This window comes from Bradyrhizobium sp. CAR08 (genome assembly GCF_052871955.1).
The window spans coordinates 251,414-274,742 of record NZ_JBIXJX010000005.1; the positions used below are offsets into that span (position 1 = coordinate 251,414).

The 23,329-nt window shown below is 63.4% G+C and carries 21 protein-coding genes and 1 pseudogene; 11 read left to right on the plus strand and 11 right to left on the minus strand.

From position 1 onward, the window contains the following. Positions 1-374: 374 nt before the first annotated feature. The 7 genes from ACIPUD_RS13565 to ACIPUD_RS13595 all read right to left on the minus strand — a co-directional run bounded on the left by ACIPUD_RS13565 (position 375) and on the right by ACIPUD_RS13595 (position 9,463). Positions 375-2,318, minus strand: a complete 1,944-nt coding sequence (locus ACIPUD_RS13565; protein WP_247299319.1) for a glycosyltransferase — start codon at positions 2,316-2,318, stop codon at positions 375-377. Then, positions 2,315-3,697: an HlyD family efflux transporter periplasmic adaptor subunit gene (locus tag ACIPUD_RS13570; protein WP_143273909.1), complete on the minus strand. Its 1,383-nt coding sequence runs from the start codon at positions 3,695-3,697 to the stop codon at positions 2,315-2,317. The genes ACIPUD_RS13565 and ACIPUD_RS13570 overlap by 4 nt, the downstream gene beginning before the upstream one ends. A 157-nt stretch (positions 3,698-3,854) precedes the next feature. Further along, entirely contained in the window at positions 3,855-5,777 is a 1,923-nt protein-coding gene (locus tag ACIPUD_RS13575) for a putative bifunctional diguanylate cyclase/phosphodiesterase (protein ID WP_446480824.1), read from the minus strand. Positions 5,778-5,851: 74 nt separating this feature from the next. Next, entirely contained in the window at positions 5,852-6,829 is a 978-nt protein-coding gene (gene dctP / locus ACIPUD_RS13580) for a TRAP transporter substrate-binding protein DctP (RefSeq protein ID WP_247299323.1), read from the minus strand. 275 nt (positions 6,830-7,104) lie between these two features. After that, positions 7,105-8,034, minus strand: coding sequence for an alpha/beta hydrolase (locus tag ACIPUD_RS13585; RefSeq protein WP_085361229.1), 930 nt, complete (start codon positions 8,032-8,034; stop codon positions 7,105-7,107). A gap of 134 nt (positions 8,035-8,168) precedes the next feature. Beyond that, positions 8,169-8,663: a hypothetical protein gene (locus ACIPUD_RS13590; protein WP_446480825.1), complete on the minus strand. Its 495-nt coding sequence runs from the start codon at positions 8,661-8,663 to the stop codon at positions 8,169-8,171. Between the two features lie 230 nt (positions 8,664-8,893). Further along, complete coding sequence (locus ACIPUD_RS13595) at positions 8,894-9,463, minus strand: alpha-ketoglutarate-dependent dioxygenase AlkB (protein ID WP_446480826.1); 570 nt, start codon at positions 9,461-9,463, stop codon at positions 8,894-8,896. A gap of 79 nt (positions 9,464-9,542) precedes the next feature. Here ACIPUD_RS13595 and ACIPUD_RS13600 point away from each other — a divergent pair, with 79 nt between their 5' ends. Then, the gene (locus tag ACIPUD_RS13600; RefSeq protein ID WP_007597071.1) at positions 9,543-9,683 is read left to right on the plus strand and encodes a hypothetical protein; all 141 of its coding nucleotides are present in this window, start codon (positions 9,543-9,545) and stop codon (positions 9,681-9,683) included. On the opposite strand, the pseudogene ACIPUD_RS13605 reads toward ACIPUD_RS13600, so the two are convergent. From ACIPUD_RS13605 to ACIPUD_RS13615, 3 genes and pseudogenes are all read right to left on the minus strand, one after another. Next, a pseudogene (locus ACIPUD_RS13605) lies at positions 9,680-10,315 on the minus strand (sensor histidine kinase); the annotation flags it as partial. The gene ACIPUD_RS13600 and the pseudogene ACIPUD_RS13605 overlap by 4 nt on opposite strands. Positions 10,316-10,325: 10 nt before the next feature. Beyond that, positions 10,326-11,780 carry a dihydropyrimidinase gene (gene hydA, locus ACIPUD_RS13610; RefSeq protein ID WP_204512435.1) on the minus strand — a complete coding sequence of 485 codons (1,455 nt, stop codon included), beginning with the start codon at positions 11,778-11,780 and terminating at the stop codon, positions 10,326-10,328. 112 nt (positions 11,781-11,892) lie between these two features. Next, positions 11,893-12,501, minus strand: a complete 609-nt coding sequence (locus ACIPUD_RS13615) for a TetR/AcrR family transcriptional regulator (protein ID WP_026232519.1) — start codon at positions 12,499-12,501, stop codon at positions 11,893-11,895. 103 nt (positions 12,502-12,604) lie between these two features. Here ACIPUD_RS13615 and ACIPUD_RS13620 point away from each other — a divergent pair, with 103 nt between their 5' ends. The 6 genes from ACIPUD_RS13620 to ACIPUD_RS13645 all read left to right on the plus strand — a co-directional run bounded on the left by ACIPUD_RS13620 (position 12,605) and on the right by ACIPUD_RS13645 (position 16,740). Next, on the plus strand, positions 12,605-13,300 hold the full coding sequence (locus tag ACIPUD_RS13620) for a PspA/IM30 family protein (protein WP_446480827.1): 696 nt from the start codon (positions 12,605-12,607) through the stop codon (positions 13,298-13,300). A gap of 39 nt (positions 13,301-13,339) precedes the next feature. Further along, complete coding sequence (locus ACIPUD_RS13625; RefSeq protein ID WP_085361234.1) at positions 13,340-13,615, plus strand: YiaA/YiaB family inner membrane protein; 276 nt, start codon at positions 13,340-13,342, stop codon at positions 13,613-13,615. A gap of 228 nt (positions 13,616-13,843) precedes the next feature. Then, positions 13,844-14,908, plus strand: coding sequence for an amidohydrolase family protein (locus ACIPUD_RS13630; protein ID WP_018453370.1), 1,065 nt, complete (start codon positions 13,844-13,846; stop codon positions 14,906-14,908). 13 nt (positions 14,909-14,921) lie between these two features. Continuing rightward, positions 14,922-16,034 carry an amidohydrolase family protein gene (locus tag ACIPUD_RS13635; RefSeq protein ID WP_085385450.1) on the plus strand — a complete coding sequence of 371 codons (1,113 nt, stop codon included), beginning with the start codon at positions 14,922-14,924 and terminating at the stop codon, positions 16,032-16,034. A gap of 14 nt (positions 16,035-16,048) precedes the next feature. Then, positions 16,049-16,462 carry a Rieske (2Fe-2S) protein gene (locus tag ACIPUD_RS13640; RefSeq protein ID WP_027565497.1) on the plus strand — a complete coding sequence of 138 codons (414 nt, stop codon included), beginning with the start codon at positions 16,049-16,051 and terminating at the stop codon, positions 16,460-16,462. Between the two features lie 71 nt (positions 16,463-16,533). Then, positions 16,534-16,740, plus strand: a complete 207-nt coding sequence (locus ACIPUD_RS13645) for a hypothetical protein (protein WP_007615092.1) — start codon at positions 16,534-16,536, stop codon at positions 16,738-16,740. 164 nt (positions 16,741-16,904) lie between these two features. Here the strand turns inward: ACIPUD_RS13645 and ACIPUD_RS13650 are convergent, their stop codons facing one another. Further along, positions 16,905-17,750, minus strand: a complete 846-nt coding sequence (locus ACIPUD_RS13650; RefSeq protein ID WP_446480828.1) for an SDR family NAD(P)-dependent oxidoreductase — start codon at positions 17,748-17,750, stop codon at positions 16,905-16,907. A 194-nt stretch (positions 17,751-17,944) separates the two neighbouring features. Between ACIPUD_RS13650 and ACIPUD_RS13655 the strand changes: the two genes are divergently transcribed. The 4 genes from ACIPUD_RS13655 (at position 17,945) to ACIPUD_RS13670 (ending at position 23,176) form a co-directional block, all read left to right on the plus strand. Further along, on the plus strand, positions 17,945-19,441 hold the full coding sequence (locus ACIPUD_RS13655; protein WP_247299325.1) for an aldehyde dehydrogenase family protein: 1,497 nt from the start codon (positions 17,945-17,947) through the stop codon (positions 19,439-19,441). A 119-nt stretch (positions 19,442-19,560) separates the two neighbouring features. Next, complete coding sequence (locus ACIPUD_RS13660) at positions 19,561-20,688, plus strand: alkene reductase (protein ID WP_446480829.1); 1,128 nt, start codon at positions 19,561-19,563, stop codon at positions 20,686-20,688. Between the two features lie 217 nt (positions 20,689-20,905). Further along, complete coding sequence (locus tag ACIPUD_RS13665; protein WP_446480830.1) at positions 20,906-21,409, plus strand: GFA family protein; 504 nt, start codon at positions 20,906-20,908, stop codon at positions 21,407-21,409. Positions 21,410-21,514: 105 nt separating this feature from the next. Then, the gene (locus tag ACIPUD_RS13670) at positions 21,515-23,176 is read left to right on the plus strand and encodes a thiamine pyrophosphate-binding protein (protein WP_446480831.1); all 1,662 of its coding nucleotides are present in this window, start codon (positions 21,515-21,517) and stop codon (positions 23,174-23,176) included. Positions 23,177-23,329 lie beyond the last annotated feature (153 nt).

Below are 23,329 nucleotides of genomic sequence, written 5' to 3' on the forward strand. Positions count from 1 at the left end.
CGCGCTCCCGCCGGATTCAGGCGAGCCTCATGGCCATTCAGCGACCACCTTGTCCTACATGCCGGATAACAACGACGCTGGCGCGCATCACGCCAAGCTCCGCCGGTTCTGAGATTTGGACCTTCGAATGTCCCGCTTGCGATTTCGTCGACCAGATCGCGGTCGTGCTGGTCGACCCAATGAGATCGTCTGATACCTTGGCTTGGTTTCAGGGCGAATTGCGGGCGCCTACATAGGGCGCGCGCTACCTGGAACGATCGAGCGCCGAAGGCCTGGACGTAGGCATTGGTCGAGAAGAACCGGTTGCAGCGCTCGGCTTGGCAACGACGGTGACGTTCAGCGAGCTTGGTGCTGCGCTTCATCAGCAGAGGTAGTCACCCGAAAATCCGCATCATTAATGCTTTGCCGATCGGGGCGGCGTGGATGCCGCTGAATGCGCTGACGTAGTCACCGGAATAGAAAGCGCGAATGAGAGCGATGCGGGTGTTGAGGGTTTCATCAAACCGGATTGCAAAGCCATTCCCCGTGCGTCGCACGACCAGGGCCGCGACGTTTCTCTCCTGGAGGGTGCAGCGAACCGCGGTCCCGACAGGTGGTGGATTGTCGCTCACGAAGCGAGCGCCCGTGATCGACATGTCTGCCAAACGGTAGATGCACTGCCGGGAACCGATATTGAAAAGGACAGGCTCATCTCGCTCGAACCGCTCGGCCTTCCGTCGCCGCGGCTGCTCGATGGACACCAGGCAGACGATCAACAGAATGATGGCGTTGTACAAACTCCAGGCGAGCGCCAGACCGCCATAGGCGATCATGTCACCTTGCACATGAAGCACGAAGGCATAGACGATACCCGCGAGCGTAATCGCCAATGCGGTGCCGTATATCCTGAGCAGTGGCCATTCGACGAAGCGTTGGTCGCGATCCCCGCCCTTCGCCGTGACCTTGAATGTGTGTCCCTGCGTCTGGAGCAGTCCCGCCGCCACGGCCTTGAGAACCGCCGGCAGTGCAATGTATTGAGCGACATCCGACATCACCGCCATGGAGCGTCCGCGGGAAATCCAGGCCATGGTGAGCGAATACCAGACATAAAAAGGCAGGAAATATCCGAGGAGTTCGAAAAGATCGGCCTGGACCGCTTTGATGCCGAAGAGAAGATAAAGGCTTGGAACGACGAGACCGAAGACCTTGACGACATAGGTCGAGGTCCAACTCATGAATGCTTCGATGAGAGAAAGCCTGTCGACAACGTCCAGCTGCGATCTTCGGGAAAAGGGACCACTGCGCCCCCGAAAGATTTGCATGAAGCCAAGACACCATCGGCTGCGCTGAGTGATGTACTCCTTGAGTCCCTCCGGGGCCAGCCCCAAGGTCAGACGCTCGTTCAGGTACACCGTGCGTGATCCAATTTCCGTCAGCCGCAGCGTCAGCAAGTAGTCCTCCGTCACGGAATCGGTCGGAAAGCCGCCGATCTTCACGAGGGACGAGAATCGGATGACCGACGACGTGCCGCAACAAAACGCCACGCCCCAAGCGTCCTTCGATGGCATCAGGATATCGAAGAAAAAGCGCTGCTCGTCCGGCCAGACCTTGGTCGCGGCCAAATTGGTTTGGATCGGATCCGCATTGATGAAATGCTGAGGTGTCTGTACCACGCCTACGCCCTGGTCGCGGAACAGGCACGTCGCGCGGCTGAGAAATTCGGGCATAGGCACGAAATCGGCGTCGAGAATCGAAATGAAATCTGGGGGATCGGCGAGCTCCGCCACATGCCACAGGGCGTGATTGATGTTGCCGGCCTTGGCGTCCTTGTTGTCCGGGCGCGCCAGATACCGGCAGCCGAGCTGGCCGGCAAGCTTTTCGAGCCAGTCACGCCGTCCGTCGTCCAGAACCCAGACGCGGTAGTTGGGATAGTTCATTCCCGTGGCGCCGATGATTGTGCGCTCCAGAATCGACGTTTCCTCGTTGTAGGTGCAAATGAATACGTCGATCAGCGGAGCTTGCCGTCCGGCAAGCCACCGCCTGTTGACTTCGACTTGCGGCGTTCGATTGGTCGAGCGGCTGAGAAACACCAGTGTCAGTGCACCCGCCGCAAGCGATACAGCCTCGACGAAGAGGAACACGGATCCCACGGCGAAGTCGGCGGTCCAGCCGACGGGCGGCACCGTGGCTGTCATGCGCCATCCAAAATAGCGGATCATGAGCAGCAATGCGATTGAGATCATCAGCGAGCGCGCCGTGGAGTTCTCGTGCCGCAACCAGGGAAGGACGGCAACGCAGAACCCGAGCGCAATAAGGCCCGGTGTCAGCGCGGCGATCATGGCTTTCTCGCAGTGTCTGGCGAGAAGATGACGCGTCCGGTTCGCCCGACTGGACAATCGTTGGAGCCATCGTTGAGGTCGGGGACCGAAATCGTCGCACGATACGGTTCCTTGCTCAGCGCATCGGGATTAATGGCGAGGTTCGCTGCGACCCCTGCGGAGCCGGTGAGATTGACGACGGTGCCAGTCAATTCGGGGCCGCCGGCGCTCGGCCGGAAATGTGCGAGAGATCCCAGTTGCAGCCCGTTATACACGCTCTCAGTGACGTTCGCCGTCACTACGGCGCCGGAACAATCGAGTAGACGAATGAGCGGTTGTCCGGCCCGGACGTCCTCTCCAGGTGCCGTCATGACCTCCCATATTCGGCCGGCGACGGGGAACTTGATGTCCGCCTCGGAGCGGCCGATGTAACGAGATCGCTCTGATTCTATCTCGCCGACGAGCCACGAGATTTGCGCATCGGCGTGCGCTACGTCCGCGGTGAGGCCTTCAGCCCGCTGCCGCATTTCCTCCTCACGCTGCACCGAGCTCGGACGATCGTTGTAGCTGTCGCCGAGGAAAGTGCCCTCGCGCGCGGCGGTGAGCTCGACCTGGGTTGCATCCAGACGGCGTCGCGCGCCGATTTCGGTCTGCTGAGCAATGGTTTGATCCCGCGTCAGGCGCCCAAGCTCGACAGACGAAACGCTGCCCGATTTGATGAGCGATGATGCTCGTTCCACCGCGGCTGCCGCCTCTTCACGACGCGCTGCGGCCGCTTCGATTGATGTTTGGATTTCTGCGATGCGCGCCTCGAGCTGACGAATGCGCCCCGCTGTGAACAGGGCCGCCTGACGCGCCAGATCCTTCTGCCCCGCCTGGGCTGAAGCTATCTTCGAAACGAGGCTCGGCCTTTCGTTTTCGAGGCGAGACATCTGACTGCGCAGGTCATCGAGCCGCACGCGGTCGCCGCGCGGATTGACGACACGGAGGATGAAAGTGCCCTCACCGACGGTGCCTAAATCGCCTGACAGACTGGCCCCGGCTGAAATCTTCCCGTCAATCGGCGACCTCAACGTCACGAGCCTCGAATTGACGACGGCTTCGACGCTTGACGTCTGGAAAAGCGCTCTGAGCGGCAGCCAGCCGAATACTGCGACGATGGCGATGCCCGCCGCGGCCTTCACAAATCGGAGAAGCGTCCGGCTCGGCTTGGATTGCGCTACATCCGCGGCGGCATCGCCGCCGGTTGCGGGGGCATCGGCATTGCCGGGACTGAGACGCGCATCCAACGCGCGTTGCAAACCGTGCGCGTCATGGTTTCCGTCCACCGCGAGAGGTTTTGCGATATCTGGACCGCCGCCGCCTTCGAATGTCGAATCGAAACGCGTTTTGTTTTGCATCATACACCTGAGAGTCAACGCGCAACCTCCGCGCGAGATACGGCCGGCCGAATCCAAATGCGATGTTGGTGTTGCAAAGGCTAACTGAAACATGAGAATTGTCTGCGATAGCGGATCGCCAAGAGTCGCATTGGGCCGATAGAGGCACGGGTCCGTGCTACCGTTCAGCCGATGTGTTGACGAGGTGCAGCTTGGTCGCGGGCGAAGCCCGCGGCATTGCTTTCTCAAACTCCGCGAGAATGCTGGCGCCGAGCTCTGAGGCGGGGATCGGCCGGCCGAAGAAGAAGCCCTGGACCTGATCACCGTTGGCCGCGTCGAGGAAAGCTGCCTGGTTGGCGGTCTCGACGCCTTCGACCGTCACCCGCATGCGCAGTTCCCGTCCGAGCGCGATGATCGCTTTTACTACTGTCCCGACCTGACAATGAGGGCCGTCGAGGCTCTGCATGAAGGCTCGATCGATCTTGATCTTGTCAAACGGAAAGCGCCACAGATAGCTGAGGCTCGAATAGCCAGCCCCGAAATCGTCCATCACGATGGCAACGCCCATCGTCTTGAGCGTCCGGAGCTGAGCCATGATCGTTTCGGTGTTGCCGAGCAGCAGGCTTTCGGTGATCTCCAGTTCGAGTCGGTGCGCCGCGAGTCCGGCGTCTTTTAGTGCGGCGGCGACGATGTCACCGATGTTGCCCGCCACGAACTGCACGGGTGACAGGTTCACTGCAACGGTCAGGTGCGCCGGCCAGGTCGCGGCCGTGCGGCATGCCTCCCGCAACACCCACGCCCCGATCTTGTCGACAAGCCGCAAGTCCTCGGCGACCGGAATGAAGGTCAATGGCGGAATGAGGGTTCCGTCCGCCGCGGGCATCCGGATCAGCGCTTCGAAGCCGGCAAGGCGGCGCTGGGATATTTCGAAGAGCGGCTGGTAATGCAATTCGAAGCGATCATTCAGTACCGCGTCGCGAATCGCCCTCTCGAGCTCGATGCGCGCTTGTAGCTCAGTGTCCATTTCAGGCAGGAAAAACCGGATGCAGTTGCGGCCGGCTGCCTTGGCCGCGTAGAGCGCGAGGTCGGCACTCTTGAGCAACCGCTCGGCGGTGGTGTCTTCCCCCGTCGCCAGCGCCACGCCGATGCTAGCGGTGGTGAGGATCTCGTGCTGCTTGAATTTCACGGTCGCATTTACCGCGGCGGCGAGATGGCTCGCAAACGACTCGGCCTGAGCTTTGCCGGCGATCCCGCTCTGCACGACCACGAATTCGTCGCCGCCGAGCCGCGCCACCACGTCGTCGATCCTGGCCGCGGCGCGAAGACGCTTGGCGATGGACTTGAGCAGAAAATCGCCACCGTCGTGACCAAGCGAATCGTTGACCTCCTTGAAACGGTCGATGTCGATGAAGTGTACGGCAAGGCTGCCGCCCCGCATCGGCAGGCGAGCGATGGCGCTCTCCAGTTTTTCGATCAGCTGCGGGCGATTGGTCAGCCCGGTCAACGCGTCATGATGGGCGAGAAACCGGATGCGCCGGTCAGCGTGCTTCACCTTTGTTTCCCGATACCAGGCAATTGCGGGAATGGAGAAGGCGAGACCTGACAGCAGGCAAAGGAACACGGCCGCGGTCAGGAACGTATTGTGGACATTCTTGCGTTGCTCGGTTTCATCCACGTAGGCCGCAACGACAGCGGTGAGGCGACCGTCGGTCTGGACCGGGACATAGGCGCGGGCGAAGAATGCCGGCCGGTCGGGCGAATTTCCCTCCCTGACGTCGACGATCGGGAGACCGTCAACCGCTGATCGCGCCGCATCGGGGCTATATTCAGACAAGTCGACGAGCGCGATCTTTTCGCGGGTCGAAACGAACTGGGAGTAGCCATTACGGTTGAATATTTCGTAGTGAAAGACCTCGCCGGAATTTCGCGCCGACAGGAAGAACGCCATGCTCGCGGCGGAAGGCTGCTCGCCGCCGGCGATCTGCTCGAGATCGGTGACACTGGCCGCCAGGAACCTCGCCCAGCTACGAGCGGTCGACGTCGCATCTTGACGGAGAAGATGATCGGTCGTGATCTTCAGGGTCGTCCCGGCGCCCAGCAACAGAATGGCAAGCGCGGCGACGATGGTGACGATGTTTCGCTGAGGCCAGATACTGGCGAGTGACGGCATCAGTGCTACCGGGTCGATCGCATTTTCGTGAGCTCGGCCCGAACCGTTTTTAGCAGTTCGGCATTGCGCTCACTTTTCGAAGCCCAATCGTCGGCAACGGCCGCGAACACGGCATTGGCCGCATCGAGGTCCGACGGCGTGGGTATGGTCACTTGGCGTTTGGGATCGGACTTCAGCTCCCCCATAATGCTGTTTTCAACGGCTTCGTAGGTATCCATGAAACGTCCGGCAGACCACGCACCGCTGTATTTGAGGATGGTCGCCTGTGCAGGTTTCGGCAGCCGGTTGAATATTTTCCGGTTCATCAAAACCATCAGCGGTGCGCCGCTGATGCCAAGAAGGTAATGATAGGTCGCAACGCGTTTGATGCCGTAATCGACCAATGGAGATGGTGGTACCAGGGCGCCATCGATGCTGCCGCTGCCGATGGCTTCGGAGATCTTGGTGACCGGCAGAAATACGGGCCGCGCTCCGAGCTTTTCGAGCGCTGCGGCTTCGCCCGGATTGTTGACGCGAATTCTCTTGTCCTTCAGATCATTCAGCGACGTGATCGGAATGTTGCTGTGGATCGTCTCGGGCTCGGTGACATAGGCACCGATCACCACGTAGTCGTCGTATCCTTGCAGCGCGCCGGCGGCCATAAGCCGGTTGAACACCGCAACGGACTCCCGCATGTTCGTAAACAGGCCGGGCATCTCGATGATTGCATTGTCTGCGAACCGGTTGCGAGTCAGTCCCGTCACGACGTAGGCGATGTCGGCCGTACCATCGAGCACGAGCTGGGGTTGCTCAGCCGGATCCTTTCCAAGCACGCCGCTGAAATAGGTCTCGATTTCGATCTGGCCTCTTGCCTCGGCGTTGACCGCGTCGACGAATGGCTTGACCGCAGCGAGATAACTCGTCGAGCGGTCGGAACTGGGGAAGGCCAATTTGAGCTTGACCGGTTCGGCGGCGGAGGCCGAGATCAACGCAAAAGAGATCACCGCGCATCGTGCAAGCAAACTAAGCATCGGTTTTCCGATCGTGGCGGCGGCGCGTCGAAACGCCGATTTGCTTGGTCCCTAACGAACCCCCACAGATAGAAATGCTTCAGAGAGCTCTCCTAGATAGCACGCGGCGATCCGGGCGGCGACCAGATCGCGAATCGTAGTTTGAAGCGTGCTAACGCCGGCGAGACAATTGTCTGAGAGCGCGCGGCCGCGAGAGGGGCAACCCAGCTAAAGGTGGACGTTATCAGCGCGCTGCCGGCAACACGCCGCTACGGCAGACCGCGCGCCTCGAGCTGATGCACCAGCAGCAGCGTCGGCTCGGCGAGGCTGTCGCCGGAGCCGTCGAGGCCGAAGGCGCTCGCGATGCCGTCGCGGCTGCGCAGCAGCGCGCTACGCGGGCAATGGCCGGCGCCGCAGAGCGTCTTCTTCAGGGTTTCGCCCTGCGCCGTGATGCCGGCGGAATCATCCGCGGCCCAGGCCAGCACGATCGGGACGTCGACATTGAGGATGCCGGGGAAGACCGAGCGCTTGTTGTACTGGCTGGCGTCGCTGCCGAGATAGGCCTTCTCGCTGTCGCTGGCGTCCTTGCCGGCGCGGTAGATCCCGGACACCAGCACGACCGCCGCGACATCGGCGCGGTCGGTCTGGAGTTCGGGATGGGCCAGCAGGGTGGCGACGTGGAAGGCGCCGGCGCCGTAGCCGACCGCAACGATCTCGCGGGCATCGCCGTTGAATAGGTCGATATTGCCGTGGACCCAGGACAGCGCCGCCGCCACGTCGCTCGCACCCGCCGGCCACGTCGCCGAGGGCGCCAGCCGGTAGTTGACGCGCACGCCGATCATGTCGTTGCGCGCGGCAAAGCACATGGCCTGGTCCTGGATCTGGCGCGACAGCTCCGGCGCGGCGCGGTCGCCAGTGAAAGTGTCGCCGGTCACGAACAGCAGCACCGGCCGCGGCGTATCCGCCTTGGTCGTGGCGGTGGCGACATCGAGCACATTGGCTTCGCTCTCGCCGTAGCGCAGGCCGCGCGAGAAGGTGACCTGCTCGCATAGCCGCGCGGTGCCGCCTGCGGTGGTGTCGCTATCTGTGAGGCCGACCTGGACAAGATCGGACGGCGCAGCCGGCCGCGGCGGCAAGGGGCCGTGCGCGGAGGCTGCCGTCAGGCCCAGAATCAGAAAAAATGCGAGAAAATTCTTCATGTCGGTGGTGGCCCTGCGTGCCCGATATGGGCTCGCGCGTTTGGCCCGTCTTTTCAATTCGCCTTATTAGTTAGTTGGTCATGAGGCGATTTCGCGGCACCCATGGTTCTCTCGGCTCGTCCTCCACGCGTGGCTCAATTCCCCGGCTGGAACGTGCAATCCGCCCCGCTGCCGTCCTTCCGGCGGATGGCATTGGGGTCGATCGTGCAGCTCAGCTTGGTCAGGCTCTCGAAATTCGATCCCGCGGCGCCGTCGGCCGGAATGCCGGCCAGAGCTTCGGTGGCGAAGATCTCGTTGGCCGTGGAGCCATTCACCGTCCGGGTCTTCTTGCCGAAGGTGACCTCGCAGTTCCGGACGGTGATGTCGACATTGCCGGCGCGACAGATGATTCGATCGGCGGTCACCATGATCGGCTTCTTGTAGGGAATGTCGCTGTTGGCGGCGAACAGCATCGCCATTGCCTTCTTCTCGGCGCCAGACAGGACCGACGACAGCGGCGCGATCACCCCCGCGAGCGCCAGCGCCGTCGCGCCCGAGACTTTTGCGGGCGTCGCGTCGGAGGCTCCCGCGACGCCGGAGGCGGCTGCGAGGACGAGGGTGCAGGCGAAGATCAATCGACCGGCTTTCATCTTCCCTCCCTGGACCTGCAATCGCGGCTTCCCTCCGGGAAGCGCGCGGAACCAGATTAGCATGTAAATCCGAATTGGAAGGCAAGTTCGCCTCGCCTTGCGCCTTCGCGCGCTACGGCTGTTTTGCTCCGAGGTGTCAAACGGTTACGCCGCGGGGCCGAGCCCCGCGCCGAGACGGCCGTTCTACTGTGCATGGGGTTGTTTTCGCGTTTTTTTGTTTGGCCGACCTGTCAGGCCTGCTTCATCGTCCGGAAGGTGATGGAATAGCGGCGCGCCTCGACCGGCGGGATGCTGTGCTCCCATTGCGACCGCGCCTCGCCGTCCATCATGTAAAGCGAGCGCGGCCGGGCTTCGAGCGTGTGGCGCTCCCATTTGTCGCCGCTACGGCGGCGGAAACGGAATTTGCAGGACGAGCCCAGCGACATGCCGAGGATTTTGTCGAAATGCGGCTTGTCGCGATGCCAGCCGATGCCGACGCCGGCCTCGTATTCGGTGCAGAGCACCTGCCGCACGCTGCCGCCAGCAAGCCCAGCCCATGCCTCGACCTGCCGCGCGACGGCCAGGACCCAGTCCGGGATCGGCTCGGCCTCGGCCAGCCGCTGCAGCGAATAGTCATAGCGATAGCCGAAGGACGCCACCCGGCGGTTGCCCTCGAAGGCGCCGAACTGGAAGCGCTGGAGCGGCAATGCTGCGATGCGGCCGATGAGCGCCTGCTCGACGGCGGTCTCGACGAAGTCATCGGCATAGCGAAGGCCGGCGGGCCCTGCGTGCGGATCGTCGAACAAGCCAAGCTGCGTCATTCCTCGCATTTCCGTGATGGAACCTAATGATGGCTGATGCGACTTACATATGACGCGGAAAGTAACATGCGAGGCTGTCATGGCAGAGAAGCATACCGCCGATCCGGCAGAGATCATGCGGGCGACCGGTCATCCTGAGCTGGAATACGCAGCCGGCTGGACCATCGCCGGTCTGGTCACCATCGGCACCATCGTCGCCGCCTGGGTGTTCGCGATCTAGCCCATTGGAAACTGCAGCTCGAACGCCGCGCCCTGATCGGTCGGCGTGAGCCTGATCGAGCCGCCATGGCTCGCCATCACCGCGCGCGCGATCGCCAGCCCCATCCCGGTGCCGCCCTGGTCGCGGCGCGTGGTGAAGAACGCGTCGAAGATCCTGTCGCGGTTCGGCGTCGAGATCGGCTCGCCGTCATTGCTTACCGTCACACGCAGGGTCGTACGCTCGTCGATCGCTTTCAGCCTGATTGTCCCAGCCTTGTGTCGCATCGCATTATCGGCGAGATGCGACAGCACGATGAGCGCCTTCTCGGCCGACATGCCGATCATCAGGTCGAGGCTGCCGCTGGCCTCTATCGAGCTCGCCGGAAATCGGCTCCTGAGGTCGGCAATCACCGGCGCCAATTCCGTGCGCTCGTTTTGCGGCAGGCTTTCGGCACGTGCGAGTTCACGCAGCCGCTGCGCCATCGCTTCCAGCCGCTTTGTGTCGGACAGGATGTTGGCGATGAACGTCTCCTGCTCGGCCGGCGTCAGGCTGCCCGCTTTGCCCTGAAGCGTCCGCGTCGTGTAGATCACCCCCGCGACGTGGTTGTTGACGATGACAGGCATTGCCGAAAACACGTGGACGCCGAGGCCGCGGCCATCAATTCTACGGCGTCACCGCTCCGCGGGGCACGGCGCGTGGGGCGGTCAGCTCCTTCCACGTCGAATTGGCGACATGCACGGGCGAGAACGCCGGGCGCTCGACATAACGGCCGTCGCCGGCCTCGGCGCGCAGATCGCCGTCTTTCCAGACGATTCGGCCGCGCGACAGCGTCGCCGCCGGTCCGCCGGTGCAGGAAAACCCCTCGAACACGTTGTAATCGATCCGGCTCATCTGCCGCTTCGCGCTGATGGTCTTGCTCGCCTTGGGATCCCAAACCACGATATCTGCATCCGAGCCGACGGCGACCGCGCCCTTGCGCGGATAGATGTTGAGGATGCGGGCGATATTCGCCGAGGTGACTGCGACGAATTCTTCCTTCGTCAACCGTCCCGTGGCGACGCCCGCGGTCCACAGCAGGGCGAGGCGATCTTCGAGGCCGCCGGTGCCGTTCGGGATCTTTCTGAAATCGCCGAACCCGAACCGCTTCTGCTCGGTGGTGAAGGCGCAGTGGTCGGTCGCGACCACCTGCAGCGAGCCGGCTTGCAGACCGGCCCAAAGACTATCCTGATGCGACCTGTCGCGGAACGGTGGCGACATCACGCGCTGCGCGGCATGATCCCAGTCCTTGTTCTGATATTCACCGGCGTCCAGCAACAAGTGCTGGATCAACGGCTCGCCATAGACGCGCTTGCCCGCCGCACGTGCGCGCGCGATCGCCTCATGCGCTTCGCGGCAGCTCGTGTGCACGATGTAGACCGGCGTCCCCGTCATGTCGGCGATCATGATGGCGCGGTTGGTGGCTTCACCCTCCACCTCCGGCGGCCGTGAATAAGCGTGTCCCTCGGGCCCGGTGATGCCGCGCGCGATCAGCGCCTCCTGCATCAGGGCGACGACGTCGCCGTTCTCCGCATGCACGACCGGCATGGCGCCGAGATGGGCGCAGCGGGCGAACGAGTTGTAGAGCTCGTCGTCGTTCACCATCAGCGCGCCTTTGTAGGCCATGAAGTGCTTGAAGGTGTTGATGCCGTAGGTTTTGACCACGGTCTCCATCTCGTCATGGATTTGCTTCGACCACGACGTTACCGCCATGTGGAAGCCGTAATCGGAGGCCGCCTTCTCGGATTTGTGCCGCCACTCCTGATAGGCCGCGAGCATCGACTGGCCTGGATCGGGCAGACAGAAATCCACCACCATGGTGGTGCCGCCGGCCAGCGCCGCCTTGGTCCCCGATTCGAAATCATCGGCGGTGACCGTGCCCATGAACGGCATTTCGAGATGGGTGTGCGGATCGATGCCGCCCGGGATGACGTAAGCGCCGCCCGCATCGATGATCTCGCACCCCGTCGGCGCATCGAGCGACCGCCCGATCGCGACGACGGTCGCGCCGTCGATCAGCACGTCCGCGCGGCGCGAATGATCATGATTGACGACGGTGCCGCCGCGGATGAGGAGGGGCATTGGATGCTCCGGAGAGGGAAGTGGACCTCGCGAAGCTAAGCGCGCGGCACACGACGCGACAGGTGAAATTTTAGTCAGGCACGCCGACAGTTGAGCCGTGCTCTCTCGGCCTCTACGCCGCCCGCGCGATCAGCCCGTCAATCATCGCGCGCACCAGGCCCGCGATTTCCTTCCGGAGCGCCGGCAGCGGCACCGCGACCAGTTTCTGCTCCAGTCCCAGCGCCACCATGCCATGCACCGCCGAGAACAGGCTGCGCGCGGTGATGCCGAGCTCCTCCCGACTGCGTTTTGGAAATAGCGCGGCCAGCGGCTGGTAGACGTGGCGAAACAGCTGCAGCTGGTCGTCGATGGACCAGTCGGGGAGGGGCTTGTCGGCTGCCATGCGGTGCTCGAACAGAGCGCGCCACAGCTCGAGATTCTCCGCGGCGAAATCGCAATAGGCGAGAGCAATGCGGACCAGGGTCTCCTGCGGCGACGGCTCGCGCGCGCTTTCCGCCGCGCTCAGGGCCCGGTCGAGCCGAAGCAAAGTGCGCGAGCCCACGCGTAGGATCAGTTCATCGACATCGGCGACGAGATTGTAGACCGCGCCGTTGGCGCAGCCGATCTCGCGGGCGAGATCGCGGGTCTTTAAACCCGCCAATCCCCTGTCGGCGATCATTCGTTCCGCCGCCAGGATCAAATCGGATCGAAGTTTCTCTCGGCGTTCCAATGGCTTAGTCATCCGCAAACCAAATTCTTAAGCGTCGTTCAAATATTCCTTGAACGATGTTCAAGTTTCTTGCTACAAACCATCCGTGAGCAACGCTCATAACAGGGAGCTTCAGATGTTCAAGACCGTAGTGACACTTTTCCGCGGCAGCGTGGCCGCCGCCAGCGAGGAGCTGGAAGACCGGACGGCCCTTCTGATCCTCGATCAACAGATGCGCGACGCGGCCGCGGCCGTCGAGCGCGGCAAACGGACCCTTGCGCTGGCGATTGCGCAGGACCAGCAGGAAGCTCGCAAGCTCGAGGCGACCGTCGCCCGCATCGCTGATCTCGAGATGCGCGCGGTCGCGGCGCTCGACGGGGACCGCGAGGATCTCGCCAACGATGCTGCCGAAGCCATCGCGGGCCTGGAGGCCGATCGCGATGCGGCGCTGACGGCCCGCGCACTGTTCGCAACCGAAATCGCGCGGCTGAAGCGGCACGTCGCAAGCGCGCAGGCCCGCATCACCGAGCTCGACCGCGGCCGCCGCGTCGCCCGTGCCTCGGAAGCGGTGCGCTCGCTTCGCCGCAGCGGCATCGAGGCGGCACGCCCCTACGAATCCACGCTGCCGGAGGCGGAGAGCACTTTGAGGCGTCTTCGTGAGCGGCAGATGGAAGCCCACGCCGCCGACGACGCGCTGGTCGAGCTCGATGCGGCCACCGGTCCGCTCGCCACCGCCGAAAAACTCGCCGAGCAGGGTTTTGGCCCCAGGCTCAAGACGACCGCGGACGACGTGCTGGCACGGTTGAAGTCCAAGCGCACGCCGACGGTCTGATCCCAAACCCATCATCATTCGAACCAACAGGAGACCATCATGAACCAGAATGGCCAGCCCCACAGCGGCGCCTGGGTGACTTTCACTTACGTGTCCTTCGCAGCCTCCGCCTTCCTCATCGCCATCGGCATCTTCTTCCTGCCGATCGACCTCTGGATGAAGGGTTATCTCACCATGGGCATCGTCATGTTGATCCAGACTTGCATCACCCTGACCAAGACGGTCCGGGACAACCATGAAAGTAGCCGGATGGTGAACCGCATCGAGGATGCCAGGGCGGAACGTTTACTGATGGAAGTCTCCAAGGCGGCTTGAGAGGCATGACAATACGCGAGGAAGCAGCGGAGTAATTCGCTCCGCTGCCTCGGCGCCGACCTGCATTCCGCCAAACTTCGTATTGCGCCTGCGAAATGCAACCGAGCCATGACGGATCGCGCGGGCGTGCGCTCTTGCGCACCGGCAGCGGCCGGAGCACTCTGCACGAGCGGCACACAAAGAATGCCGCCAAAAAGATGTGCTTACAAGATCTCGGCGAGGAACTTCATGGCGGTGACGCGGATCGACTGCGACATCCACCCGGCGGTTGGTGGCACGCGCACGACGCTGCTGCCCTATCTCAGCGATCACTGGAAAGAGCAGGTCGTGAGCCGCGCCATCGACGGGCTCGATCTCACCTCCTATCCGCCCAGCATGCCGCTGGCGGGCCGCGCCGACTGGCGTCCGGCGAACGGCGCAAAGCCTGGTTCCGATCTTGCGATGGTACAGAAGGGCGCATTCGAGCAGTTGGGTGCCAGCCACGCGATTCTCAACGTGCTCTACGGCGCTCAGGCCGTGTTCGATCCCTACATGGCGGCCGACTTCTGCAGGGCGATCAACGACTGGATCGCGACTGAGTGGCTGTCGCGCGATGCGCGCTTGCGTGCCTCGATCGTGGTGCCGATGCAGGATCCGGATCTGGCGGTCGAGGAGATCGAGCGCCGCGCCGGCGATCACCGCTTCGTCTCGATCCTCGTGCTGGCGCAGGGCGAGACGCTGCTGGGACGCCGGCATTTCTGGCCGGTCTATCGGCTCGCGGAAAAGTACAAGCTGCCGCTCGCGATCCACGCCGGCACGCAATATCGGCAGGCGCCGAGCTCGGCCGGATGGCCGTCGCACCGCTACGAATATTACTTCGTCGAGGCGCAGGCATTTCAGGCGCAGATCCTGAGCCTGATCTATGAGGGCGTGTTCGGCAAGTTTCCGGACCTCAAGGTCGTGCTGATGGAATCCGGCGTGAGCTGGCTCCCGGCTTTCATGTGGCGCGCCAACAAGACCTGGCGCGGCGTGCGCGTCGAGGTGCCCTGGGTCGAGCGCGAGCCGGCAGCGATCATCCGCGACAGTTTTCGTGTCACAATGCAGCCGTTCGACGCGCCGGGCGACGCCAAAAGCGTCGAGGAGATCATCGACCAGATCGGCTCGGACAAGATGTTCCTGTTCGCGTCCGACTATCCGCACTGGCAGTTCGACGGCGACGATCCGATCCCGCCGGACCTGCCGAACAGCATCATCTCGAAGATGTGCGTCGACAACCCGCTGGAGACGTTTCCGCGGCTGTCGCTCGCCAACTAGACCGGAGTTTCGCATGAGTGACGTCATCGACCGCCCACTACGAGAAGACGAAAAGCCTGCCGCTTCGCGGCTGCGCATCGTCGATTGCGACGTTCATCCGAGCCTGCATTCGTTCGACGATCTCAACGAGTTTCTGCCAAAGCGCTGGCAGCAGCATCTGAAGGAATATGGCAGCCATTTGCGCACGCCCTATCTGTTCACCACGCCCTATCCGCGCTCTTCGCCGCTGATCGCGCGGCGCGATGCCTGGCCGCCGACCGGCGGGCCGCCCGGTTCGGATCTCGCCTTCATGCAGAAGCAGCATCTCGATCCGCTCGATGTCGAGTTCGGGATTTTGCAGGTGCTCGATCTCTTCATCTTCTCGCAGCAGAACCTCGAATTCGGCGCCGCGATCCAGCGTGCCATCAACGACTGGCAACTGGCGTTCTGGTCGCATCGCGACCCGCGCCTGAAGGCTTCGATCCTGGTCGGGCAGGACGGCGTCGATCTCGCCATTGCCGAGATCGAACGCTGCGCGAAAATCGGCGAATACGTCCAGATCAACGTCTCGCCGCGCGCCAACGAGCCGTTGGGCCGCCGCCGCTACTGGCCGATCTACGAGCGTGCCCAAGAACTGGACCTGCCGCTCGGCATCCATGTCGGCGGCTATGGCGGGCATGCGCCGACCGGTGGCGGCTGGCCGTCCTATTATGTCGAGGAGCACCAGTCCAACGCGCACACCATTGCGGCGCAGCTTGCCAGCCTCGTGATCGAGGGTGTGCCGGAGCGTTTTCCGAAATTGAAGTTTGTCTTTATCGAGGGCGGCTTCGGCTGGATCCCGTCCGCGGTGTGGCGAATGGACCAGCATTTTGAGCGGTTTCGCAGCGAGGTGCCGCATCTCAAGCGCAAGCCGTCGGAATATGTCCGCGAGCATTTCTGGTTCACGACGCAACCGATCGACGAACCTGACGAAGCCCGGCACCTGCGCTCGTTGATCGAATGGGTCGGCATCGACCGTCTCCTGTTCTCGTCGGACTATCCGCACTGGGATTTCGACGATCCGCGCTTTGCGTTCAAGACGCCACTGACGGAGGCCGAGCGAAGGAAGATCTTCAGCACCAATGCCCGCGCGGTCTACAAGTTCTGAGAAGGTCTGCACGGATGGCCCGTCACATCGTCGCGTCCACCTCGGAGATCCCACCCGGTGGCAACAAGGTCGTCGATGTCGCCGGCCGCGACATTGTCGTGTTCCACGTCAATGGCGAGTTCTTCGCTTTGCTGAACCGCTGCCCGCACGAAGGCGCGCCGCTGGAGAAAGCGGCCTGTGTCGCGCGACTGACCTCGCCCGAGCCCGGCATCTATCAGCGCTCGCGCGTCGGCGAGATGCTGCGCTGTCCCTGGCATGGCTGGGAGTTCGACATGCGCAACGGCCAATCCTGGTTCGACCCGAAGCGCGTCAAGATTAGGTCATATCCGGTCGCGGTGGAGCGAGGCGAGGAACTCCAGAAAGGCCCGTATGTTGCCGAGACCTTTCCGGTGCATGTCGAGGACAGCTACGTGATTGTGGAGGTCTGAGCAGCCGTTTCGGATTGTGATTTCGCCGCAGGTGGGATAAGCCTCGCCCGCATTTATGGCGGAGACGAGCTTTGTCGAAACAATCCCTGCGTGAGGAGGCCGAGCGCCTGATCCGCGAATCGATGGAAAAGAAAACCGTCGTCGTCAAGCAGGGGGATACCCGCATCGAGGCCGTCTGCGGTAAATGCGGCGCCCCGAACCGGGTGCAGGCGCCAAAGGGCCAGACCCGCATCAAATTCGCATGCAAGAATTGCGGGCACCAGCAAGAGACGCTGTAGGTTTCTTCGCCCTCTCCCCCTGTGGGAGAGGGTGGCTCGCCGCATAGCGGCGAGACGGGCGAGGGGTTTCTCTCTGCGAGAGACACTGCTCCTGAATTTGCGGATGCAACCCCTCATCCGGCGCTTCGCGCCACCTTCTCCCACAAGGGGAGAAGGAAAAACGCCTAATCCCCCTTCACGAATTTCGCGAATGCATCCGCATGGTCCGGGTGCCAGCGTGACAGCGGCGGGCGGTTCTCCACGATATCGCCCGCGGCCCACAGCATGCGCTTTTCGTCGAGCGCGCGCGGGACGTCGTTGTCCGGGCACAGAATGTAGAAATCCCCGGCCTCCAGCCGCGCCAGCATGAAATGCACGGTCTGCTCGGCCGTCCACGCCCCGGCCGGCTTCTCCGTCCGGCCCTTCGCGGTAAGGCCGGTAAAGACGAAGCCGGGAATCAGCAGATGCGCGGTGATGCGGCAACCCGCAGTGTTGCGCAGCTCGTGCTGGAGCGCTTCCGTAAAAGCTTTCACGCCGGCCTTGGAGACGTTGTAGGCGGGATCGCCGGGCGGGGTGGTGATGCCCTGCTTCGAGCCGGTGTTGATGATGAGCCCCGCCCTGCCGCGCGCGATCATGTTGGGCGCGAAGATGCGCGAGCCGTCGATGATGCCCCACATGTTGACGCCGATGATGCGCTGCCAGTTGTCGGGTTCGCCGAACAGCGTGCTGCCGGGCTGGATGCCCGCATTGTTCATGAGGATGTCGGTGCCGCCGAAGCGCTCGCGGACGGCGCGCTCCAGTTCCATCACGCTCTCGGCCTTGCTGACGTCAATCGCGAAGGTCATCACATGTGCGGCGGACGTGAGGGATGAGAGTCTTGTCGCGGCGTCCGCCAGCCGCGCCTGATCCACATCGGCGATACACACCTTCACGCCGTTTCGCGCGAAGGCTGCGGCGGCGGCGAATCCGATGCCGGACGCGCCACCGGTGATCACGGCAACATTGTCTTTGATGATCGCGGGATGTGGCATGGATCGGTCTCCGGGGAGGGGCTCGGTCGTGCTATAACATGGCACTCGCGCGACCCCGCACAAGTCGGCATGGGAGGTGTTCGTTCCGCGCCGACTCTACGCCTCTACTTTACGCCTGTCCGGCATCGCAGTATTCTATCGACCAACGATCCCACCCAGATCGAACCAATCAATCATTGACAGGGAGTTCAGCCATGGCTGTGTCGCAGGCTATTCCGATCACACGCCATCCATTCGCCAACGGATCCTACAAGCAGATGCTGATCGACGGGAAGTGGGTCGATGCTGCCTCAGGCAAGCGCTTCGAGACCCACAACCCCGCGACCGGCGAACTGCTCGCAACAGTGGCCGAGGGCGACAAGGAAGATATCGATCGCGCAGTTGCTGCCGCTCGCCGCGCCTTCGAAGGGCCCTGGAGCAAGGTCAAGCCGTTCGAGCGGCAGAATCTGCTCCTGAAGCTTGCCGACCTCGTCGAGAAGAATTTCGACGAATTGTCGCAGCTCGACACGCTCGACATGGGCGCGCCGCTCAGCCGTACCCGTGCCTATCGCCTGCGCGCCGTCGGCATGCTGCGCTATTATGCCGGCCAGACCACCGCGATCCATGGCGAGACCATCGAGAACTCGCTGCCCGGCGAAATCTTCTCCTACACGCTGAAGGAGCCGATCGGCGTCGTCGGCGCCATCATTCCCTGGAATGGTCCGCTGACTGCGACGATCTGGAAGATCGGTCCGGCGATCGCGACCGGCTGCACCGTCGTGCTCAAACCGGCCGAAGAAGCGCCGCTGACCTCGCTGCGCATCGCCGAGCTGGCGATGGAAGCGGGCGTTCCGCCCGGCGTCATCAACGTCGTGCCTGGCTATGGCGAGACTGCGGGCGCGGCGCTTGCCGCACACCACGACGTCGACAAGGTTGCCTTCACCGGCTCGCATGTCACGGGCCAGTCGATCATCCGCGCCTCGGCCGGCAACCTCAAGCGCGTCTCGCTCGAGCTCGGCGGCAAGTCGCCGGACATCGTGTTCGCGGATGCCGATCTCGATGCGGCCGTGCCGGGCGCTGCGATGGCGGTGTTCGCCAATTCGGGACAGATCTGCAGCGCCGGCACCCGGCTTTTCGTCGAGCAGTCGATCTATGAGGAGTTCGTCGGCCGCGTGGCCGAGTTCGGCAAGAAACTGCAGGTCGGCAACGGCCTCGATCCCAACACCCAGATCGGACCGCTGGTGTCCGAGCAACAGCTCGAGCGCGTCACCAGCTATCTCGACATCGGCCAAAAGGAAGGCGCGCGGGCGCTTGCCGGCGGTGGCCGCGTCACCGAAGGCGCGCTTGCAAAAGGCTTCTTCGTCTCGCCGACAGTGTTCGCGGGCGTCCAGGACAATATGCGCATCGCGCAGGAGGAGATCTTTGGTCCCGTCATTTCCGCGATCGCGTTCAAGGACATGGACGAACTGGTCAAGCGCGCCAACGCCACCACGTTCGGTCTCGGCTCGGGCCTGTGGACGCGGGACGTCAGCAAGGCGCATGCGGTCGCGAAGAGGCTCCGTGCCGGTTCGGTGTGGGTGAACTGCTACCAGGCGATGGACCCGGCCGTCCCCTTCGGCGGCTACAAGATGAGCGGTTACGGCCGCGAGTCCGGCAAGCAGCACGTCGAGGAATATCTCAACGTGAAGGCCGTCTGGATCAAGACGGCGTAACACTGGTCTTTCCCGCGTTCCGCGGGAGGGAATATCTGCTTTTGCAGTGGCGGCGCCTTCTCTCGGTAGCCGCCCCTCGCTATATGATGCGCATCCTTCCTTCGCCATTCGAGGCCAGCATGAAATTCGAGGCGTTGTTTCAACCGTTGCAGGTCGGTCCGTACACGCTCGCGCATCGCGTCGCGATGGCGCCGTTGACGCGCATGAGGGCCGAGCGCGAGAGCTTTTCGCCGCGGCCGCTCAACGCCGAATATTACGGCCAGCGCGCCGCCCAAGGCGGCCTGCTCATCGCCGAGGCCTCGCCCGTGCTCTCGCACGGCCGCGGTAATCCAGCGACGCCCGGCATCTATTCGGAGACGCAGATCGCGGGCTGGCGCAAGGTGGTCGACGCCGTGCACGCCAAGGGCGGCATCATCTTTCTCCAGCTCTGGCACGTCGGCCGCGTCTCGCATTCCTCCTTCCACGGCGGGGAGCTGCCGGTCTCGGCCTCCGCGATCCCGATCAAGGCCGAAGGCATGAAGGCGATGACTGCCGACGGCAAGATCTCCAACTATGAGACGCCGCGCGCGCTGGACACGGATGAAGTCAAGGGCATCGTCGAGGCCTTTAGGCAGGGTGCGAAGAACGCGCTGGCCGCCGGCTTCGACGGGGTCGAGATCCACGGCGCCAACGGCTATCTGCTCGAGCAATTCCTGCAATCACGCAGCAACCAGCGCACCGATCAATATGGCGGTTCGATCGAGAACCGCGCGCGGCTTCTGCTCGAAGTGACCGAGGCCGCGATCGACGTCTGGGGCGCGGGCCGCGTCGGCGTGCGGCTGTCGCCCCACGGCATCGCCAATGATTCCGGCGAGCCCGATCCGATGCCGCTCTACACGCACGTGGTCAACGCGCTCGACAAGCTCGGTCTTGCCTATCTGCATTTGATCGAACCGCGCTCCAGCGGCTCGGGGCGCGCCGAAGTCAACTGGCAGAACGTGCCGTCGGCGATGCTGCTGTTCCGCCCGCTCTACAGCGGCGTGCTGATGACCGCCGGCGGATTTACCGGCGAGACCGCGAACGCCGCCATTGCGGAGGGGCATGCTGACATCATCGCCTTCGGCCGCATCTTCATCTCCAACCCCGATCTGCCGCTCCGCCTGCAGCACGATTACCCTCTCACGCCGTATAACCGTGCGACGTTTTACGGTGGCGAGGAGAAGGGTTATACGGATTATCCCGCGTACGACGAACTGACGCCGGTCTGACACTGCTGTAGCCCGGATGAGCAAAGCGATATCCGGGGTTCACTCAAGCTCTGGTCTTCCCGGATGTCGCTTCGCTCATCCGGGCTACAGAGTTATTGTGTTGCCCCGACTGACACCACGAACTCCGTCATTGCGAGCGCAGCGAAGCAATCCAGACTGCCTCGGCGGCAAGACTCTGAATTGCTTCGCTGCGCTCGCAATGACGAGAGGAGAGACAATGGCCAAAGCCGCAGCCGCCGCAGGTATAGCCACCGGCCAGTGCCTCTGCGGCAGGGTTACCTTCGAGATCGACGTTCCCGCACGCTGGGCCTGGCACGATCACTCCGCCGCCAGCCGTCGCGCCCACGGCGCCGCCTATGCAACCTATGTCGGAAGCTGGAAGAAGCGGTTTCGCATCACCGCAGGTAAGTCGGCGCTGACGCGCTACGAGGACAAGGCAACGAAGACCGCGCGCAGCTTCTGCGCGCATTGCGGCACGCCGATCGCATATGAGCGCCCGCGCGGGCCGCATATGGTCAACATCCCCCGTGCGCTGTTTAGGGAACGCACCGGCCGCCAGCCGCTCTATCACATCGCGATCGAAGAGCTGCAGGAATGGACCTATACCGGCGAGCCGCTGGTGCCGCTGAAAGGCTTTCCCGGTGTGGTCTGGCAGCGCTCGAAAAAAAAGAAGCGGGCGAGCGGCGAGGATCCGTTCGAGTTGGGGCGCGAGGAGATGTAGCGCTGTCCCACGCAACGCAGCCATGACCGCGCTTCCTTGCGCGCCTCCCGCGATTTCGGCCATCATGCTTTTTGCCTTGCGGCAACGTCCGCTTCTGGAGGAAACATGAAGAACAAGATCACCGGCCGCTCCGCCTTTCTCGCGTTGCTCAAGGACGAGGGCATCACGCATCTGTTCGGCAATCCCGGCACCACCGAGCTGCCGATCATGCATGCGCTGAAGGATCACCCTGACCTCGCCTATGTGATGGCGATGCAGGAGAGCCTGGTGGTGGCGATCGCGGATGGCTATAGCCGCGCCTCCGGAAAGCTGGTCGCCTGCAACGTCCATGTCGCGCCCGGCCTCGGCAACGCGATGGGCTCGCTCTACAACGCCCAGTTCACGGGCACGCCGATGATCCTGACCGCGGGCCAGCAGGAGCAGGGCCACGGACTGATGGAGCCGGTGCTCTACGGCCCGCTGGTGCGCATGGCCGAGCCGCTGGTGAAATGGGCGGTCGAGGTGACGCGGCTCGAGGATCTGCCGCGCATCGTGCGCCGTGCCGCCAAGGTCGCGACCACCCCGCCGACCGGGCCGGTGTTCATTTCATTGCCCGGCGATATCCTCAACAGCGAGGCCGGGATCGATCTCGGTCGCTCCACCCGCATTGACGCTCGCACAAGGCCATCGGATGAGGCACTGAAGGCGTTCGCCGCCCGGCTGCTCAGGGCCGAGCGTCCCGTGATCGTCACCATGGACGAGGTGGTCAAAAGCGATGCGCTCAAGGAGGCGGCCGAACTCGCAGAACTACTCGGCGCGGCTGCCTACCAATCCTCGACGCCCTATGGCTCGCACTTCCTCTCGGAGAGCCCGAGCTTCGTCGGCACGCTGGCACGTGTCCAGAAAGTCGCGCGCGACACGCTTGCGCCCTTCGACCTCTTGATCGCGCTCGGCGGCGATCCCTTGCGGATGTCGGTCTACAGCGAGGTCGACGCGCTGCCGGAGGGCCTTGGCATCGTGCAGATCGGCCTCGGCGATTGGGAGATCGCCAAGAACTACGGGGCTGAGATCGCGCTGAAGGCGGATTTGAAGGAAACGCTGCGCGCGCTGGTCCCGGTGTTGAAGGAGATGGGCGGCGCTGCCCTGGCGAGCCGCGCGAAGCAACGGCTGACCGAACTCGCGCCGAGGAACTGGACCGCGCGGCGCACCGCGCTGGTCGAGCAGATCGGCAAGGCCGCGGACCGCAGCCCCATCGATCCGGACTGGCTGGTGCTGCAAATGGTCGAGGCCATGCCCGCTAATGCCATCCTCGTGGACGAAGGCCTCACCTCGAGCCGCCAGATCACGGCCTTGCGTGCGCACCGCGATCGCTTCGGCTATCACGGCCTTGCCTCCGGCGGCATCGGCTGGGGCCTGCCGGCCTCCGTCGGCGCCAGCATCGCCAATCCCGATCGCCCGGTGGTCTGCTTCTCCGGCGACGGCAGCGCGATGTATTCGATCCAGTCGCTGTGGACAGCGGCGCATCACAAGCTGCCGCTCAATGTGGTCATTGCCAACAATGGCGGCTACCGCATCATCAAGCAGCGCCTGCTCGCCTTCCACGGCGACGACAATTACGTCGGCATGGATTTTGTCGATCCGCCGGTGGATTTCGCGGGCGTGGCTAAGGCGCTGGGATGTGAGGCAATCAAAGTCAGCGATCCCCGAGAGTTGAAGGCGACGCTGGCGTCGGCGTTTGGCCGGCCGGGGACGAAACTGATCGAGGTGATGGTGGACGGGAAGCTGTAGGGCAGCGTCACCTGCGGCATTGGTGCCGCCACATTATCAGTCGTGATCACCCGCGAAGGCGGGTGATCCAGGATTCCAGAGGCGGCGGTGATTGAGTCGAGACGCTGCGGTGTGCTGGATGCCCCGGTCAAGCCGGGGCATGACAGCGTACCT